We start from the raw sequence: 14841 nt of genomic DNA, 5'->3' as shown, positions 1-14841 counted from the left end.
GCGCCAGCCTCAGCCCACCACTCCGGCCGCTGCCAATACCGCCAGCGTCAGCACGTCAGGTGCAATGGCTGTCATCGGGGCAATCTGCACCGGCTTTTCCATCCCGATCAGCATCGGTCCGATGGTGGCGTTGCCCGCCAGTTCGCGCAGAAGCTTGGCCGAAAGGTTGGCCGATTGCAGGCCGGGCATAACCAGCACATTGGCCGGGCCGGACAGGCGGCTGAACGGATAAAGCTCCATCACCTTTGCATTGAGCGCGGCATCGGGTGCCATCTCGCCCTCGTACTCGAAGCCGACTTCCTCGCGGTCGAGAATGGCTACCGCGTCACGAATATTGCCGAGCCATTGGCCGGATGGATTGCCGAAGGTCGAATAACTGAGGAATGCGACCCGCGGTTCATGGCCCATGCGCCGCGCCACCTGCGCGGTTTCCTTGGCGATATGCGCGAGAAGTTCGGCGCTCGGCCGCTCGTTGATGGTGGTATCTGCGAGGAAGGTGGTGTGGTTCTTGCCGATCATCATGTGGATGCCGAACGGGATCGATCCGACCTTGGGGTCGAGCACCCGGTTCACCTCGCGTGCGGTCTGCGAGAAGGTGCGGGTAAGTCCCGAAATCATCGCATCGCCATGGCCGAGCGCGACCAGCAGCGCGGCAAAGACGTTGCGTTCCTGGTTCACCATGCGGCGCACGTCACGCTCGGTATATCCCTTGCGCTGTAGCCGCTTGTAAAGGAAATCGACCATCGCCGGGACATACTCGGAGTCCGCCGAGTTCTGGATGTCGAAACTGTCCGGATCGGACACGCCGAGCATGTGCAGCCGATCGACAACGTTCTTAGTGCGTCCGACAAGGATCGGCTTGCCATAGCCGAAGTCGCGATACTGGATCGCCGCGCGCAGTATGACGTCTTCCTCCGCCTCGGCAAAGACCATCCGCTTGGGGTTGGCCTTGCACTCCTCGTAGACGCGGGTGAGCGCGGAGGTGGTCGGATTGAGCCGGGCCTTCAGGCTGAGGCGATACTCCTCGAAATCCTCGATCGGATCTTGTGCCACCCCGCTGTCCATCGCCGCCTTGGCGACGGCGGAGGAGACGATCTCGATCAAGCGCGGGTCGAAAGGCGCGGGGATGATGTAATCGGTGCCGAACTTCTGGTTCATGCCATAGGCGGCAGCGACTTCCTCGGGCACGCGTTCGCGGGCAAGCTGGGCAATCGCTTCGGCGGCGGCGACTTTCATCTCTTCATTGATCGCAGTCGCGCGCACGTCGAGCGCGCCGCGGAAGATGAAGGGGAAGCCCAGCACATTGTTGACCTGGTTGGGAAAATCGCTGCGACCAGTGGCGATAATCGCATCGGGACGAACCCGCTTGGCTTCGTCCGGCATGATTTCCGGGACCGGGTTGGCCATCGCGAAGATGATCGGCTGATCGGCCATGTCCTTGACCCATTCCGGCTTGAGAGCGCCGGCGGCTGACAGGCCCAGGAAAATGTCGGCCCCGACCAGCGCTTCCTCCAGGCTGCGGGCCTCGGTCGGCACGGCATGTGCGCTCTTCCACTGATCGACACCTTCGCGGCCGGGATAAATCGGTCCCGAGCGGTCACACACAATGACGTTTTCATGCGGGACGCCGAGCGCCTTGATCAGCGCCGTGCACGCCAGCGCGGAGGCGCCCGCGCCATTGACTACCATGCGGCAATCTTTCAGCTCGCGCCCGGTCAGGTGGCAGGCATTGATGAGCCCGGCAGCAGCGATGATGGCGGTGCCATGCTGGTCATCATGCATGACCGGGATGTTCATCCGCTCGCGCAGGGCCTGCTCGATGATGAAGCATTCGGGCGCGGCGATATCTTCCAGGTTGATGCCGCCAAAGGTCGGCTCCATCAGCGCCACCGCCTCGATGAACTTGTCCGGATCCTCGGTATCGAGCTCGATGTCGATCGAATCGACGTCGGCGAAGCGTTTGAACAGGACCGCCTTGCCTTCCATCACCGGCTTCGAAGCCAGCGCGCCAAGATTGCCAAGGCCGAGGATGGCAGTGCCGTTGGAGATGACGGCGACAAGGTTCGAGCGAATCGTGTAGCGCGCCGCCATAGCGGGATCGGCGGCAATGGCCTCGACCGGTGCAGCAACCCCCGGCGAATAAGCCAGACTGAGGTCGCGCTGGGTTGCCATCGGCTTGCTGGCGATGATCTCGATTTTACCGGGACGGATCGTCTCGTGGTAAAACAGTGCCTCGCGAGTGGTGAATCCGGTCTGCTTCTCTTCGGCCAAGGCTGGCTCCCTTTTACGACTACGGCGCCCGTTACCGTATGCCTTTGCGCTGCGATAGGGGGAAAGCTTCTCCGCGTCGCTTCCCGAATCGTGGATAGCGCCGCTACGGCATGGACCATGGCCGGCCAATCGACCCCGATGATGAAGCAGTATCTCGCGCTCAAGGCCGAAGCCGAAGGCTGTCTGCTGTTTTATCGCATGGGCGATTTTTTCGAGCTGTTCTTCGACGACGCGCGGATTGCCGCGAACATTCTTGACATCGCCTTGACGGCGCGCGGCAAAGATGGCGGGGAGCCGATCCCGATGTGCGGCGTGCCCGTTCATTCGGCTGAAGGCTATCTCGCCCGCCTGATCAAGGCCGGCCAGCGCGTGGCCATCGCCGAACAGGTCGAAACGCCCGACGAAGCCAAGGCCCGCGCCAAGCGCGAAGGATCGCCGGTGTCGAAGGTGCTGGTGGCGCGTGACATCGTTCGTTTCGTAACCGCCGGGACGCTGACCGAGGATGCCCTGCTCGAACCAAGGCAGGCCAATGTGCTGGTTGCCGTGTGCGAACTGCGCGGCGCGATCGGCATCGCCCATTGCGACATCTCGACCGGACGCATGGTGCTGGAAGAATGCGCTCCGCACGCGGTCGATGCGGCCCTTGCGCGCATCGGCGCAAGCGAGGTCGTCGCTCCGGAGGATTGGGATAACGCACCCGATGGGACGTCGGGTCGGCCCCGTAGCCAATTTGCCAGCGACGAGGGCGAAGCGCGATTGAAGGCCATCCACGAAGTCGCGACGCTCGATGGTTTCGGCAATTTCTCGCGGGCAATGCTAGCGGCGGCCGGCGGTCTGATAGGCTATCTCGACCACGCCGGGCGCGGCACCCTGCCATTCCTGCTGCCCCCGGTCGCGGTCGAGGGCGACACGCGGCTGGCGATGGATGCGGCCACGCGCGTTTCACTCGAGATTCTCGAATCGCAGCAGGGCGGACGAAGCGGCAGCCTGATGGCCGCGATAGATCGCTGCGTTAGCGGTGCAGGTGCCCGACTATTGGCCGACGACCTTGCGGCGCCACTAACTGACCGCGAAGCCATCGAGGCGCGGCTGGCGCTAGTCCAGTTCTTCCATGGAGATCCACTGTTGCGGGCCGATTTGCGCGAATCGATGCGCGGCGTGCCAGATCTGGCTCGTGCACTTGGGCGCGTGGTGGCCTGGCGGGGCAGCCCGCGCGATCTCGGCCAGATCCGCGACGGATTGGCCGAGGCATCGCGCATCCGTGACCGATTGGCCGGGTCTTCCGATCTCCCCGCCTTGCTCGACAAGTTGCTGCCAGCGCTAGGTGGACACGGCGCGTTAGTCGATCACTTGTCTCGCGCTCTCGTTCCCGCGCCTCCGACCTCGCGCGACCAGGGTGGCTATATCGCTGAAGGCTTCGATGCAGGGCTTGATGAACTGCGTGCAACTTCTGGCGATGCCCGGCGCGCCATTGCCGCCCTGGAGGCCCGCTATCGCGGCGAGACGGGCATCGACAGGCTCAAGATCCGGCACAATGGCGTGCTCGGCTATTTCATCGAAGTACCCGCCAAGCACGCCGATGCCCTGATGGCGCCCGACAGCGGCTTCACCCACCGGCAGACCATGGCCGGCGCGGTGCGATTCAATTCACTGCAATTACACGAGGAAGCGAGCCGGATCAGCGAAGCTGGCGGGCACGCCTTGGCGGCCGAAGAAGCCCATTTCGAGGATCTGGCAGGGACCGTGTACGCCGCGCGCGAGGCCATCGCCAATACCGCAGCAGCCCTCGCCCGCATCGATGTCGCTGCCGGACAGGCCGAGCGGGCCGCCGAGGGCGACTGGTGCCGCCCGTCGATTGTCGAGGAACCGGGCCTCGCCATCGAGGCCGGTCGCCATCCTGTGGTCGAGGCCGCGCTCTCCAAATCTGGGGAGCGCTTCGTACCCAATGACTGCCGCCTGTCTGAAAACGACCGGTTATGGCTCATCGGCGGGCCAAACATGGGCGGCAAATCGACCTTCCTGCGGCAGAACGCACTGATCGTACTGATGGCGCAGGCTGGTGGCTTCGTCCCGGCGAACACAGCGCAGATCGGCTTGGTCGACCGGCTATTCAGCCGCGTCGGAGCGTCCGACAACCTAGCGCGCGGCCGCTCGACCTTCATGGTCGAAATGGTCGAAACTGCGGCCATCCTGTCTCAGGCGACCGAGCGCAGCTTCGTTATCCTCGACGAGGTTGGCCGCGGCACATCAACCTATGACGGGCTGGCGCTTGCCTGGGCCGTGGTCGAGGCGGTTCACGAGACGCTGCGCTGCCGCTGCCTTTTCGCCACGCATTATCACGAGCTGTCACGGCTGGCGGAGACTTGCGAATCGCTTTCCCTGCATTACGTCCGGGCGCGCGAGTACAAGGGTGAGCTGGTGTTGCTACACGAATTGGCCGAGGGTGCGGCAAAAAGCAGCTATGGCCTTGCCGTTGCCAAGCTAGCGGGTATCCCCGCTCCGGTGCTCAAGCGGGCCAAATCCGTGCTCGACAAGCTGGAGAAAGGCCGCTCCGAGACCGGGGGACTTGCTGCCGGGCTGGGAGAATTGCCGCTGTTTGCTGCAGCGCTGGAAGACACAGCACCCGCAGCCAGAGACGATTTGCGCGAAACCATTGCTGCGCTCGATATCGACGCGCTCAGTCCGCGCGAGGCGCTCGACATACTCTATCGATTGAAGATCGAAGCGGACAACACGCAAGATTAACCTATCGCTGCCAAGCTGCTTCTCCATGAAGGGCTACATATTCCAGAACCGCTGGGGTGCGCTGTTGTTCGTCGGTCTGACGCTGATCGGGGCTGCCAGTCTCGTGGGCACCGAGGATACCGAAGGCACACTTGCCGAAGCTGCGGCACAGCTGGAACAGCAAGGCGCGGATTACCGAGAGCAGGCAGCCGGGTTCTCGCAGCCTGATCAAGCCGAAAACGGTTCCAGCGATGGAGACATGCAATATGATCTCGCCGGCTCCGAAGTCGTCGAGTTTGCTTCGGAAGAGGAATTGGTGGTCGATCCTATCGGCATCGATCCGACGCCTATCATCGAAGACCCGGCCAAAGGCGAAGTAATCCTGATCCAGGATTGACCGGACCCTTGCCGCTCCTGCTACGTTGAACCCCCAACGCAACAGGACCCATTGCCGATGTCAGATAGCAACGAGAACCGCAGAGAGCGCCGCTCCAATGGTGGCTACGACAAGGGCGAAGGCCACGTCGACGAAAAGAACAATACCGAACTTGCCATCGACCGGACCGATATGGCCGAGGATCGCACCATCATGGCAGTCGAACGGACTTTCGCAGGTTGGATCCGCACATCTTTCGCCGCCATGGCGATCGGACTGGGTTTACGTGCGCTGTTCGGCGAACTGGAGCCGCCTTGGCTCGCCAAGGCCATTGCCACGATGTTCATGTTGTTAGCGATCTGGATCGCTCTCAACGCATCCAGCCGGACGTGCGAGGCGCTCGGCAAGATGCGCGAACACGCGATCCACCGACCGCGACAGAAACAAATGCGCTGGATCGGCTACGCGGTTGCTGCCGGCGCTGGCCTGCTAATCGCCGGGCTGTGGATCCTCAACGACGGGAATATCGCGAAGGTCTAGGTTCCGTCGCCGCGCAGACCATCGAGCTTCGAAGGCTTGCCGTATTTGTCGACATTGTCGTCGTGATTAGGCTCGCCGGCATAGGCCGACATGTCGACCGTGTTGCCGTTATCCATCTGTTTCATGTGATCGACGAGATCCTGCGCATCGGGTGCGTTCATCGAGCTTTCTACATGCTCGCTGTTGGTACCGAGAATGGTGGTTGCGCGGTCTTTCGCCTGCTCGGTCACGGTCTGAGCCTGCGAATAGCTGTCGACCTGTTCGGAATTCTCGTTTTCGGGTGCAAGCGCATCGGTCTGGCGACGTTCGCCGTCAAAGTTCTTTGCATCGGCCATCTGTAATCTCCTTTGCAGGGTAAACGGATGGCGCGCCGTGCCGGTTCCGAACGTTAGCGTGTGGGAACGGGCGCTTCGCCCGAGTAATCGTAAAATCCCTTGCCGCTCTTGCGTCCCAGCCAACCGGCCTCGACATATTTTAGCAGCAGCGGCGCCGGGCGGTACTTGCTGTCGCCAGTGGTGTTGTAGAGCACCATGATGATATCGAGACAGGTGTCGAGACCGACGAAATCGGCCAATTCAAGCGGGCCCATCGGGTGGTTGAGGCCGAGCCTGCAGCCCTTGTCGATATCCTCGATGCTGGCGGTCGACTGGCCGAGCACGAAGACTGCCTCGTTGATCATCGGCAGCAGGATACGATTGACGACGAAGCCTGGCTCGTCCTGCGACAGCACCACCTGCTTGCCCAGCGCTTCCGCGAAGGCGATGGTCCGCTCCTCGACCTGCTTGGCGGTGGCGAGGCCGGGGATGACTTCGATCAGTCCCATCACGGGGACGGGATTGAAGAAATGCAGCCCGATGAAGCGCGCCGGATCGCCCGTATAATTAGCCATTCTCGTGATCGGGATCGAACTGGTGTTCGATGCCATGATGGCACCGTCATTCAGCACTTTGCCGGCTTTTTCGAAGATTGCCTTCTTGATCTCTTCTTTCTCGGTCGCGGCCTCGATGATCATGTCGGCATCGCGCATTGGGCCGTAATCGGCCACCGGGGTAATCCGGGCCAATGCCTGCTCTGCGTCTTCGATTTCAATCTTGCCGCGACCGACCAGCTTGGCGAGGGCTTTCTCGACTCTAGCTTTTGACGCCTCGGCGACTTCGAGCGAGATGTCCGCCAGCATCACGTCGATGCCGTGGGAGGCTATCGTCTGGGAAATGCCCGAACCCATCTGGCCCGCGCCGATGACACCGATCGTCTTCATCTGGATACGCTTTCTGTTCGCAGTTGCAGCAAGGCGGGCCTGTTAGCGGGGCTAGCAGCCACTGGCTAGCGGCCCGATGCTAGCGATTGGCGCCGGGCAGCCATTGGACGTCCCCCGCCCCGTCATTATTGGCCACGCGGGCCAATACGAAGAGCAGGTCTGACAGGCGGTTTATATAGGCCAGTGCCGCCGGATTGACGGGTTCGCTGTCGGCCAGTGCCGCCATCGCGCGTTCCGCAGCACGAGTCGTTGCGCGGGCGACATGGATGCGCGCCGCCGCCTCGCTGCCGCCCGGCAGGACAAAGCTGGTCAGCGGCTTGAGCCACTCGTTGAGCGCATCGATCTGCTCCTCAAGCCATAGGGTCTGCGCCGGAACCATCCGCAGCACCATTTCAGACGGTTCGAAATCCTCGCCGCCGATCTCGCCCAGCGGCGTAGCAATGTCCGCCCCGAGATCGAACAGGTCGTTCTGGATGCGGAACAGCAGGTCGGCATGATGGCCCCCTGCCAAAGCGACTGCGGCTAGGCCGAGCGCGCTATTGGCTTCATCGACCATGCCGATGGCGGTCATACGGGCATCGTGCTTGGGCCGCCGGGAACCGTCGACCAAGCCAGTGGTGCCGTCATCGCCGGTGCGGGTGTAAATCTTGTTGAGCTTGACCATCGGTCAAGGCTGCTAGCGCGGTTACTGCGAAATCGCCAGCAGGATGGCGACCACCACGATTGCCAGCGCCTGGTACTTGATGCGGTTGAACATCATCTTGTTCTGCAGCAACTGCATCTCGGTCGAATTGTGGCCCTCGCCGGTTTCGAGGTCGATCTTGGTGCTGCGCAGGAAGGCGATAATACCGCGAACCAGCGAATAGAGAACCAGCCCCATGAGGACAGCGAGCGCGATGATAAGGATCCAGGTCATGGCTATTAGTTAGGTACTCCGTAGCGTTATTCCACACGGCCATTGGTCCATGCGCAGGCGATCCGCCCATTCGCGGCCATTTTCGGCGTTTGCGCGATGATCGGCAAGCGCTTTCGAACCGCGCCGCTTGGCCAGCTTTTTCCCGTCGTCGTCGAGCAGCAGGCCGTGATGGTGCCATTGGGGTACCGGCAGGCCTAGCAGCGCCTGCAACAGCCGGTGGACATGGGTAGCGGCAAACAGGTCCTGCCCGCGCGTGACCAGCGTCACCCCATCGGCGGCATCGTCGAGGGTTGCGGCGAGATGATAGCTGGCGGGCAGGTCCTTGCGCACCAGCACCACATCGCCAAGCTGGCGTGGATCCGCCTGCTGCTCTCCGGCCAGCGCGTCGTGCCATGCAAGCTCGCCCACCTCGGCCAGCGCCCGTTCGACGTCGAGCCGCAAGGCTGCCGGTTTCGCCGAATCGATCTGCTGCCCTTTGCATGTGCCGGGATAGACCAGCCCTTCCGGCCCCTTCTCTGGCGCAAGCGCCTCGATTTCCTTGCGGGTACAGGTGCAAGGGTAAAGCAACCCGCGCCCCAGCAAATCGTCCGCCGCTGCGCGATAATGCTCCAGCCGAGTCGATTGCGGCAGCACCTCGTCCCATTCGAGGCCCAGCCACTCCAGATCGCGGCGAAATTCGTCGGCCAGTTCGGGGCGGCTGCGCGGCCCGTCGATATCCTCGATGCGGAGCACGAACCGTCCGCCCGCCGCCCGCGCCAGGTCATGCGCGACAATGGCCGAATAGGCATGGCCCCAATGCAGCGGGCCATTGGGACTGGGGGCGAAACGGGTGACGATCATGGTTGACTCGTTTGCGTCCAAATCAGGGCGACTCGCAAAATCTGGCTGTGGATAGCATCTTTGTTTCGGGGTTGACGCTTTTCGCGGTAAATGATTCCTGTAAGTTCAATCGGGGAGGACGAATTGTTCAAGGCCGAGTTGATCGAACGCGCGGCGAATTTCCGCAGCGCCGGGGAGGACCCGACCCGTAGTCTCGAGTCGTGCCCCTCGCTGGTGCTCAACGCAGACTACACGCCGCTATCCTATTACCCGCTGAGCCTGTGGCCGTGGCAGACCGCGATCAAGGCGGTGTTTCTCGACCGGGTCGACATCATCGAGAGCTACGACCGCGAGGTCCATTCGCCCAGCCTCGACATGAAGATTCCCAGCGTGATCGCGCTGCGCGAATATGTCCGGCCAAGCGAATTTCCCGCCTTCACCCGCTTCAACCTGTTCCTGCGTGACCGGTTCTCCTGCCAATATTGCGGCAGCGGCCAGCACCTGACCTTCGACCATGTGATTCCCCGCCGGCAAGGTGGCCGGACAACCTGGGAGAACATCGCCACCGCCTGCGCGCCCTGCAACATGAAGAAGGGCGGCCGCACGCCGAAGGAGGCGCAGATGCACCTCCACTACGAGCTGATCCGCCCGACCCACTGGCAATTGCAGCAATACGGCAAGAGCTTCCCGCCCAATTACCTGCACGAGACGTGGCGGGACTGGCTCTATTGGGACATCGAGCTGGAGGCTTAGGTTACCGCGGCCCGCAGCTTGAACTGAGGCGTATCCCAGGCGTCCGTCGCCAGAACATCAGCCAATTCATTCGCCGTCCGCGCCACGTCCTCGAAGCGGAGATAGGCGGGCGCGAAGCCGAGACGCAAGATATCGGGGGCTCGGAAGTCGCCGATGATGCCGCGGGCAATCAGGGCTTGGCACAGGGCGTAGGCGTCATCGTGACGGAAGGAGAGCTGGCTGCCGCATTGCATCGGGTCTGCAGGGCTGACGAGCGGTAGGTCGACGCCAACATCGGAGAGGCATTCGCGGAAGAACTCGCTGAGCGCACGAGACTTGGCCCAAAGGCGCTCGACCCCGATTTCTGCCGCTAGGTCGACCCCCACTTCGAGCGCCGACATGGCGAGGATCGAGGGCGTACCGCACAGCAAGCGGTCAACGCCGGGTGCGGGAGTATAGGCGTCGGTGAACTCAAACGGCGCGGCATGGCCCATCCAGCCGGTAAGGGGTTGCTTCAGCGCCTCATGGTGTCGCTCGGCAACGAATGCATAGGCCGGCGCGCCGGGGCCGCCATTGAGATATTTGTAGCCGCAGCCGACCGCGAAATCTGCCTCGCAACCATCGAGATCAACCGGCAGCGCGCCGCCGGTGTGCGACAGGTCCCACAGCACCAGCGCGCCGGCATCGTGCGCCGCTTTGGTCAGCGCCGCCATGTCGAACATCGCACCCGACTTGTAATGGACATGGGTCAGCAGCAGCAGCGCGACATCCTCCTCCAGTGCATCGATGATGGCATCGCGATCTGCCAGTCGCTGGGTGGCGAGGCCCTGCCCCTCCAGCCCCTGGATCATATAAAGATCGGTCGGGAAATTGCCGGGTTCGCTGAGGATCACCTTACGACCCGGCCGCATCTTCAGCGCTGCGCTGATCAGCTTGAACAGGTTCACAGAAACGCTATCGGCCACGATCACTTCGTGAGCCTGCGCCCCGACCAGCGGCGCAATCTTGCCGCCAACGCGTTGCGGCAGGGTGATCCAGTCAGCATCGTTCCAGCTCCGGATCAGCCCGTCGCCCCATTCGCCGCGCATGACCTGTTCGAGCCGCGCCGGCGTCGCCTTGGGCAGCGCACCGAGCGAATTGCCGTCGAGGTAGATGACGCCTTCGGGCAGGTCGAAACGCTCGCGATAGGTTGCGAGTTCGTCCGCCGCGTCGAGTTCGCGCGCCCTAGCAATCATAGCATCAACCATTGTCCAGTTCCCGCAGGATGGCGCGGCACAGCCCGGCATCGCCGCCGGCTATCTTGAGCGGCAGGGCAATCAATTCGTAGCGCCCCTCCGCGACGTCATCGAGAACCAGCCCTTCGAGGATCCGCATGTCATGTTCGAGCACCGCTTTGTGCGCGGCCATGGTCTTCGATTCCTGCGGATCGACCGAGGGCGCATCGGTGCCGACCAGCTTGACCCCTTGCAGCGCCAGCCATTCGATAGTCTCTGCCGCGATGGGCGTGAAATCGCTGCGCCACTCGTCATGCGGGAAGGTATCGTAAGTGCGGAACAATACCCGGTCGACGCTGTCCAGGTGCGGCAGGTCGGCGACGTCGATCTGGCCACTGACACCGCGCGCGTCGATCACCAGGCATTCGCCGATGTAAGGGTCGAGTTCCATGCTGGCGGCATCGATCCCGGTCTCCGAATAATGCAGCGGCGCATCGCCGTGGCTGCCCGAATGGGTGCTCATCGTCATCCGGCCGACATTGACCGGCGAGCCCTCGTCCATCCGCCAGCTTCGCTCGAAAGCGAAGGCGGTATCACCCGGCCACACCGGTAGTCCGGGGCGCAATGTCTGCGAGATATCCCAGATCCGGCGCGCGGACTTCCAGCTGCTCATATCGCGGTCCTCACGCTCAGCAGCTCGGGGAAAAACGCCTGCTTCAACACGCCTTCGAGATAGGGCACGCCCGGCGTCCCGCCCGTGCCTCGCTTGAAACCAATAATACGTTCGACCGTCTTGAGGTGGCCGAAACGCCAGCGCTGGAAGTGGTATTCGAGATCGACCAGCTTTTCGGCCAGTTCGTAAAGGTCCCAGTGTTTCTGCGGGTCGCGGTAGATCTCGGCCCAGGCCGCCTCGACCGCTTTGGAATGCACCCACACATCGTCGAGCTTGCGCTCCAGCACATCGGCAGGAATGGCGAATCCGCGCCGCGCCAGCAGCCGGATCGCCTCGTCGTAGAGGCTGGTTCGAGCCAGTTCCTCGCGTAGCTCTCTGGCGATCTCTGGGGTCGCCTCGTGCATCTTCACCATGTCGGGGTTGCGCCCGCCGAGCAGGAATTCCATCATCCGGTATTGCGGTGACTGAAACCCGCTCGATCCGCCCAGATGCGGACGAATCTGCGAGTAGTCATGCGGGGTCATCGTGCTCAGCACGTCCCAGCTCTGAATCAGCTGGGTCTGCGCGCGGGCGACACGGGCAAGCATCTTGAACGATGGTCGCAACTCGTCACGCATGAAGTGATCGCGCGCAGCAAACAGCTCGTGCAGGCACAGCTTGAGCCACAGCTCGCTGGCCTGGTGGACTATGATGAATAGCATCTCGTCATGCGCGCCCGATACCGGGTGCTGCGCGGAGAGGATGCGATCGAGATCAAGATAGCTTGAATAGGTTACGTCTTGCGCCATGGCTGCTGCCCTAGCGCGAAGCGGTTGCAGAGGAAACTACCCCTCGATGATCCGCGTTTGCGGATGGTGCTTGTCCAGGTGTTTGCGGATAATCTTCAGATTGCGGGTGTTGGAGCGGTAGACGAGGTCGAAGGCATCGCCCACCAGCGGCACTGCACCCAGCGCGGTGTCGATGGCGATGTGTCCCCCCATCCGCCACAGCTTCCATTTCGGCAGGCCGAGATTGCGTGCTTCCCACACGATATAAGCGCCCATGGCCGCGGTAATGAGATCGCCGACGACAGGGATCAGGCCGACAATCGAATCGAGCCCGACCGGCATGTTGATACCGGGAATGCGAAAACTGCGCTCGAGGACCATCTCGATTGATTCGACCCGCTTGCGGATAGAGGCCGGATCGTTTCCGGTCGGCAGATCGATGCCCCCCATCCGCGTGACGCGCGGCTCTTCGTTCATATTAAACGCTCCTTTGATTACGAAATGGGAGCAATTGCCATGGGAAACAAGGGATGCCGCCCCCACCTGTTCTCGGCGAACCCATCGACGCCGCCGCGCACCAGGCCCCAGCGCAGCGGAGCACCAAGGGGAATAAAGACCTGCTGCGCCAGCATCGCGTTGGCCGCTTCTACAAGCAGCAGATCACCTTCGGCAGGGGTCGATGCATAAAGCGATTGATCGACCAGGACGTCGGCATCGGGCGAACAGATTACCTTCGAAACATCGCAATTGAACTGGTTCAGATACCACCGTGCGCCGGCGTAGCGGGCCAGCTTGTCGACCAGCGCGAGGTCGGCCTTCTTGCCCGGCTCGACCCGCACGAGCTGGACTCCGATGGCGGCGAAATCGCGTAGCAATTGGCCGAACAACAAGTCGGAACCGGGTCCAGTGGGCAAGGCGATATCGAGCGAGGCGGGTTTGCCCTCGTCTCGTTCCCAAGCGGCTATCCGAGCCGCAGCTATGGCGCGGCGCTGTTCAAGCGATTGGCTCACCCATGCCGGCTGGATGCTCGTTCCTTCGGCGAAGAAACCGGCCGGAACGACACTCGACGAAGGCTCCCAGCCGGTGACGTTGAACGGTTGGAGCAGGCTCGACCGATCGATCGCCATCGACAAGGCTTCTCTCCGCGCAGCGCTGGCAAGCACGCCGTCATTATGGCGGAACGACAGACCGAAGAGGCCTAGGGCGGCATCGAGCCGCAATGAGCCGCCAGAAAGGGGGCCGAGGTCGGACAGAGGGAAAGTAGTCAGCCGGCCGTTGAGGACGACCTCGACTTCACCATTGCGAAATGCCTCAACTGCCCGTTCGGCCTCCATCCCCAGGACGACCACGTCGAGCACCTTGTCTTCCCAGCCGCGCCGCTCAGGAAGGCCGCGGTCCTGCGGCGGAACAGCCTGCAATCGAATGACGCCTTCCGCCTCCACCCGACGCATCGGGCCGGTCCCGCGCCCTTCGCGCAGCAGGCCCAGTTCGGGCTGCGCGAGCAATTGGAGGAATTCGGGCATCGGGCTCTTGAGCCGGATTTCGAGGACCCGGTCCGCCATCACCCTGATCTCGTCAATCTTCTCGAGGTCGAGACCGAGCGACGTGCCATCGAGTCTGCCGATAGTATCAAGCATGGCCTGCCTGACCGATGCTGCATCGAGATCCTCGCCGCTGGGCCAGTCGGCGTTGCGGATTCGGAAAAAGAAACTCAACCCATCGTCAGTGAAAATCCAGCGTTCGGCAATGGCGGGAATGACTTCGCCTTGAGCGTTGATCGCCACGAGCCCCTCGCTGGTCCCTTCCCGCACGAGCTGCCCGGCATAGGAAAGCCGGCTCCCGGATTCGAACGGGGCGTCCTCGGCGCCTATCACCGCAATCGAGACGGCACCTTCGTTGGCACGCGACGAACAACCCGCCAACGCGAGACTGATGAGGATGGCAGGGATGGCGAGCAAGCGCATCGCGGCTGCCTAGCAGGCTTGGCCGGAGCGGTCAGCGAAAACGATCAGATTTTGCGTATCTTGGACGCATCGGCCGACGCATGGCCCGACATGTAACCGATCGGGCGAGTAAAACGCGGAGACGATGTCTCGTCCGCAGGTGCTGAAGAGGCGCGCGCCCGAGCCGGATCGATCGTGGTATCGAAGGCGATACCGAACCGGTTGTCCTGCACCCAGGCCACGTTGCCATCGACCCATTCGATATTGCGCAGTTTCACCGAAAGACGAGCACCGCGCACCACCCGGACCGGACCTTCGGCCATCATTCCGCCAGCTGACAGATTACGCACCTTGACCCGCTCGACCGCTTCGGCGCCTTCAAGACGCAGCTCGGCCATCAAGAACAGGCTATCGCGTGATATATTGCGCGTATCGACGGCAGGCATTGAAGGCGCAGTCCTTTTCCCAGGGGCCAAAATCAGCGGCCGGATGGAACATTTCAGCCAACCCGATGGAATGGGCTGGCTGCCGTTCATCTGGCTTAGCCGAACTCCCCTAAAGAAGATTTAAGGCAAAAGGCCAGTGCCGGGCACAAACCGTCCAAAAAG

The 14841-nt window shown here is 62.4% G+C and carries 16 protein-coding genes; 4 read left to right on the top strand and 12 right to left on the bottom strand.

Annotated elements, in window-relative coordinates; genetic code table 11:
* Positions 1-9: 9 nt before the first annotated feature.
* Positions 10-2271 carry an NADP-dependent malic enzyme gene (locus ACXYL9_RS02775; protein ID WP_459038062.1) on the bottom strand — a complete coding sequence of 754 codons (2262 nt, stop codon included), beginning with the start codon at positions 2269-2271 and terminating at the stop codon, positions 10-12.
* 117 nt (positions 2272-2388) lie between these two features.
* On the opposite strand from ACXYL9_RS02775, the gene mutS reads away from it, so the two are divergent.
* The 3 genes from mutS to ACXYL9_RS02760 are packed head-to-tail and all read left to right on the top strand — an operon-like array spanning position 2389 to position 5911.
* Positions 2389-5016, top strand: a complete 2628-nt coding sequence (gene mutS, locus ACXYL9_RS02770; protein WP_459038061.1) for a DNA mismatch repair protein MutS — start codon at positions 2389-2391, stop codon at positions 5014-5016.
* A gap of 25 nt (positions 5017-5041) precedes the next feature.
* A complete protein-coding gene (locus ACXYL9_RS02765; RefSeq protein ID WP_459038060.1) occupies positions 5042-5392 on the top strand; it encodes a hypothetical protein in 351 nt (116 codons plus the stop codon).
* A gap of 57 nt (positions 5393-5449) precedes the next feature.
* A complete protein-coding gene (locus ACXYL9_RS02760) occupies positions 5450-5911 on the top strand; it encodes a YidH family protein (protein WP_459038059.1) in 462 nt (153 codons plus the stop codon).
* On the opposite strand, the gene ACXYL9_RS02755 is transcribed toward ACXYL9_RS02760, so the two are convergent.
* From ACXYL9_RS02755 to gluQRS, 5 genes are all read right to left on the bottom strand, one after another.
* Complete coding sequence (locus tag ACXYL9_RS02755) at positions 5908-6246, bottom strand: hypothetical protein (protein ID WP_459038058.1); 339 nt, start codon at positions 6244-6246, stop codon at positions 5908-5910. The genes ACXYL9_RS02760 and ACXYL9_RS02755 overlap by 4 nt on opposite strands.
* 53 nt (positions 6247-6299) lie before the next feature.
* A complete protein-coding gene (locus ACXYL9_RS02750) occupies positions 6300-7169 on the bottom strand; it encodes a 3-hydroxyacyl-CoA dehydrogenase NAD-binding domain-containing protein (RefSeq protein WP_459038057.1) in 870 nt (289 codons plus the stop codon).
* A 79-nt stretch (positions 7170-7248) separates the two neighbouring features.
* The gene (locus ACXYL9_RS02745) at positions 7249-7833 is read right to left on the bottom strand and encodes a cob(I)yrinic acid a,c-diamide adenosyltransferase (RefSeq protein ID WP_459038056.1); all 585 of its coding nucleotides are present in this window, start codon (positions 7831-7833) and stop codon (positions 7249-7251) included.
* 21 nt (positions 7834-7854) lie between these two features.
* Positions 7855-8085 carry a hypothetical protein gene (locus tag ACXYL9_RS02740; protein ID WP_459038055.1) on the bottom strand — a complete coding sequence of 77 codons (231 nt, stop codon included), beginning with the start codon at positions 8083-8085 and terminating at the stop codon, positions 7855-7857.
* A gap of 9 nt (positions 8086-8094) precedes the next feature.
* Positions 8095-8925 carry a tRNA glutamyl-Q(34) synthetase GluQRS gene (gluQRS, locus tag ACXYL9_RS02735; RefSeq protein ID WP_459038054.1) on the bottom strand — a complete coding sequence of 277 codons (831 nt, stop codon included), beginning with the start codon at positions 8923-8925 and terminating at the stop codon, positions 8095-8097.
* Positions 8926-9048: 123 nt separating this feature from the next.
* Between gluQRS and ACXYL9_RS02730 the strand changes: the two genes are divergently transcribed.
* Positions 9049-9657, top strand: coding sequence for an HNH endonuclease (locus ACXYL9_RS02730; RefSeq protein WP_459039844.1), 609 nt, complete (start codon positions 9049-9051; stop codon positions 9655-9657).
* On the opposite strand, the gene kynU is transcribed toward ACXYL9_RS02730, so the two are convergent.
* From kynU to ACXYL9_RS02700, 6 genes are read right to left on the bottom strand one after another with little or no spacing between them, the layout of a single operon-like run.
* The gene (kynU, locus tag ACXYL9_RS02725) at positions 9654-10871 is read right to left on the bottom strand and encodes a kynureninase (RefSeq protein ID WP_459039843.1); all 1218 of its coding nucleotides are present in this window, start codon (positions 10869-10871) and stop codon (positions 9654-9656) included. The two genes, ACXYL9_RS02730 and kynU, sit on opposite strands and share 4 nt — an antisense overlap.
* Positions 10872-10875: 4 nt before the next feature.
* Positions 10876-11523, bottom strand: coding sequence for an arylformamidase (gene kynB, locus ACXYL9_RS02720; protein ID WP_459038053.1), 648 nt, complete (start codon positions 11521-11523; stop codon positions 10876-10878).
* Positions 11520-12311: a tryptophan 2,3-dioxygenase gene (locus ACXYL9_RS02715; RefSeq protein ID WP_459038052.1), complete on the bottom strand. Its 792-nt coding sequence runs from the start codon at positions 12309-12311 to the stop codon at positions 11520-11522. The genes kynB and ACXYL9_RS02715 overlap by 4 nt, the downstream gene beginning before the upstream one ends.
* Before the next feature lie 36 nt (positions 12312-12347).
* Positions 12348-12767, bottom strand: a complete 420-nt coding sequence (locus ACXYL9_RS02710; RefSeq protein ID WP_459038051.1) for a DUF4112 domain-containing protein — start codon at positions 12765-12767, stop codon at positions 12348-12350.
* 17 nt (positions 12768-12784) lie between these two features.
* Positions 12785-14254: an ABC transporter substrate-binding protein gene (locus tag ACXYL9_RS02705; protein ID WP_459038050.1), complete on the bottom strand. Its 1470-nt coding sequence runs from the start codon at positions 14252-14254 to the stop codon at positions 12785-12787.
* A 44-nt stretch (positions 14255-14298) separates the two neighbouring features.
* On the bottom strand, positions 14299-14679 hold the full coding sequence (locus ACXYL9_RS02700; protein WP_459038049.1) for a PilZ domain-containing protein: 381 nt from the start codon (positions 14677-14679) through the stop codon (positions 14299-14301).
* Positions 14680-14841: the final 162 nt, after the last annotated feature.

The organism is Qipengyuania sp. CAU 1752, from assembly GCF_054482615.1.
The sequence above is the reverse complement of the archived record's forward strand: the minus strand, read 5'-3'. Positions and strand labels throughout refer to the sequence as shown.

Coding starts and splice junctions, on each gene's coding strand:
- ACXYL9_RS02740 (WP_459038055.1), bottom strand. CDS start 8,085: ATGACCTGGATCCTTATCATCGCGCTCGCTGTCCTCATGGGGCTGGTT.
- kynB (WP_459038053.1), bottom strand. CDS start 11,523: ATGAGCAGCTGGAAGTCCGCGCGCCGGATCTGGGATATCTCGCAGACA.
- ACXYL9_RS02760 (WP_459038059.1), top strand. CDS start 5,450: ATGTCAGATAGCAACGAGAACCGCAGAGAGCGCCGCTCCAATGGTGGC.
- gluQRS (WP_459038054.1), bottom strand. CDS start 8,925: ATGATCGTCACCCGTTTCGCCCCCAGTCCCAATGGCCCGCTGCATTGG.
- ACXYL9_RS02705 (WP_459038050.1), bottom strand. CDS start 14,254: ATGCGCTTGCTCGCCATCCCTGCCATCCTCATCAGTCTCGCGTTGGCG.
- ACXYL9_RS02700 (WP_459038049.1), bottom strand. CDS start 14,679: ATGCCTGCCGTCGATACGCGCAATATATCACGCGATAGCCTGTTCTTG.
- ACXYL9_RS02765 (WP_459038060.1), top strand. CDS start 5,042: ATGAAGGGCTACATATTCCAGAACCGCTGGGGTGCGCTGTTGTTCGTC.
- ACXYL9_RS02755 (WP_459038058.1), bottom strand. CDS start 6,246: ATGGCCGATGCAAAGAACTTTGACGGCGAACGTCGCCAGACCGATGCG.
- mutS (WP_459038061.1), top strand. CDS start 2,389: ATGGCCGGCCAATCGACCCCGATGATGAAGCAGTATCTCGCGCTCAAG.
- ACXYL9_RS02750 (WP_459038057.1), bottom strand. CDS start 7,169: ATGAAGACGATCGGTGTCATCGGCGCGGGCCAGATGGGTTCGGGCATT.
- ACXYL9_RS02745 (WP_459038056.1), bottom strand. CDS start 7,833: ATGGTCAAGCTCAACAAGATTTACACCCGCACCGGCGATGACGGCACC.
- kynU (WP_459039843.1), bottom strand. CDS start 10,871: ATGATTGCTAGGGCGCGCGAACTCGACGCGGCGGACGAACTCGCAACC.
- ACXYL9_RS02715 (WP_459038052.1), bottom strand. CDS start 12,311: ATGGCGCAAGACGTAACCTATTCAAGCTATCTTGATCTCGATCGCATC.
- ACXYL9_RS02710 (WP_459038051.1), bottom strand. CDS start 12,767: ATGAACGAAGAGCCGCGCGTCACGCGGATGGGGGGCATCGATCTGCCG.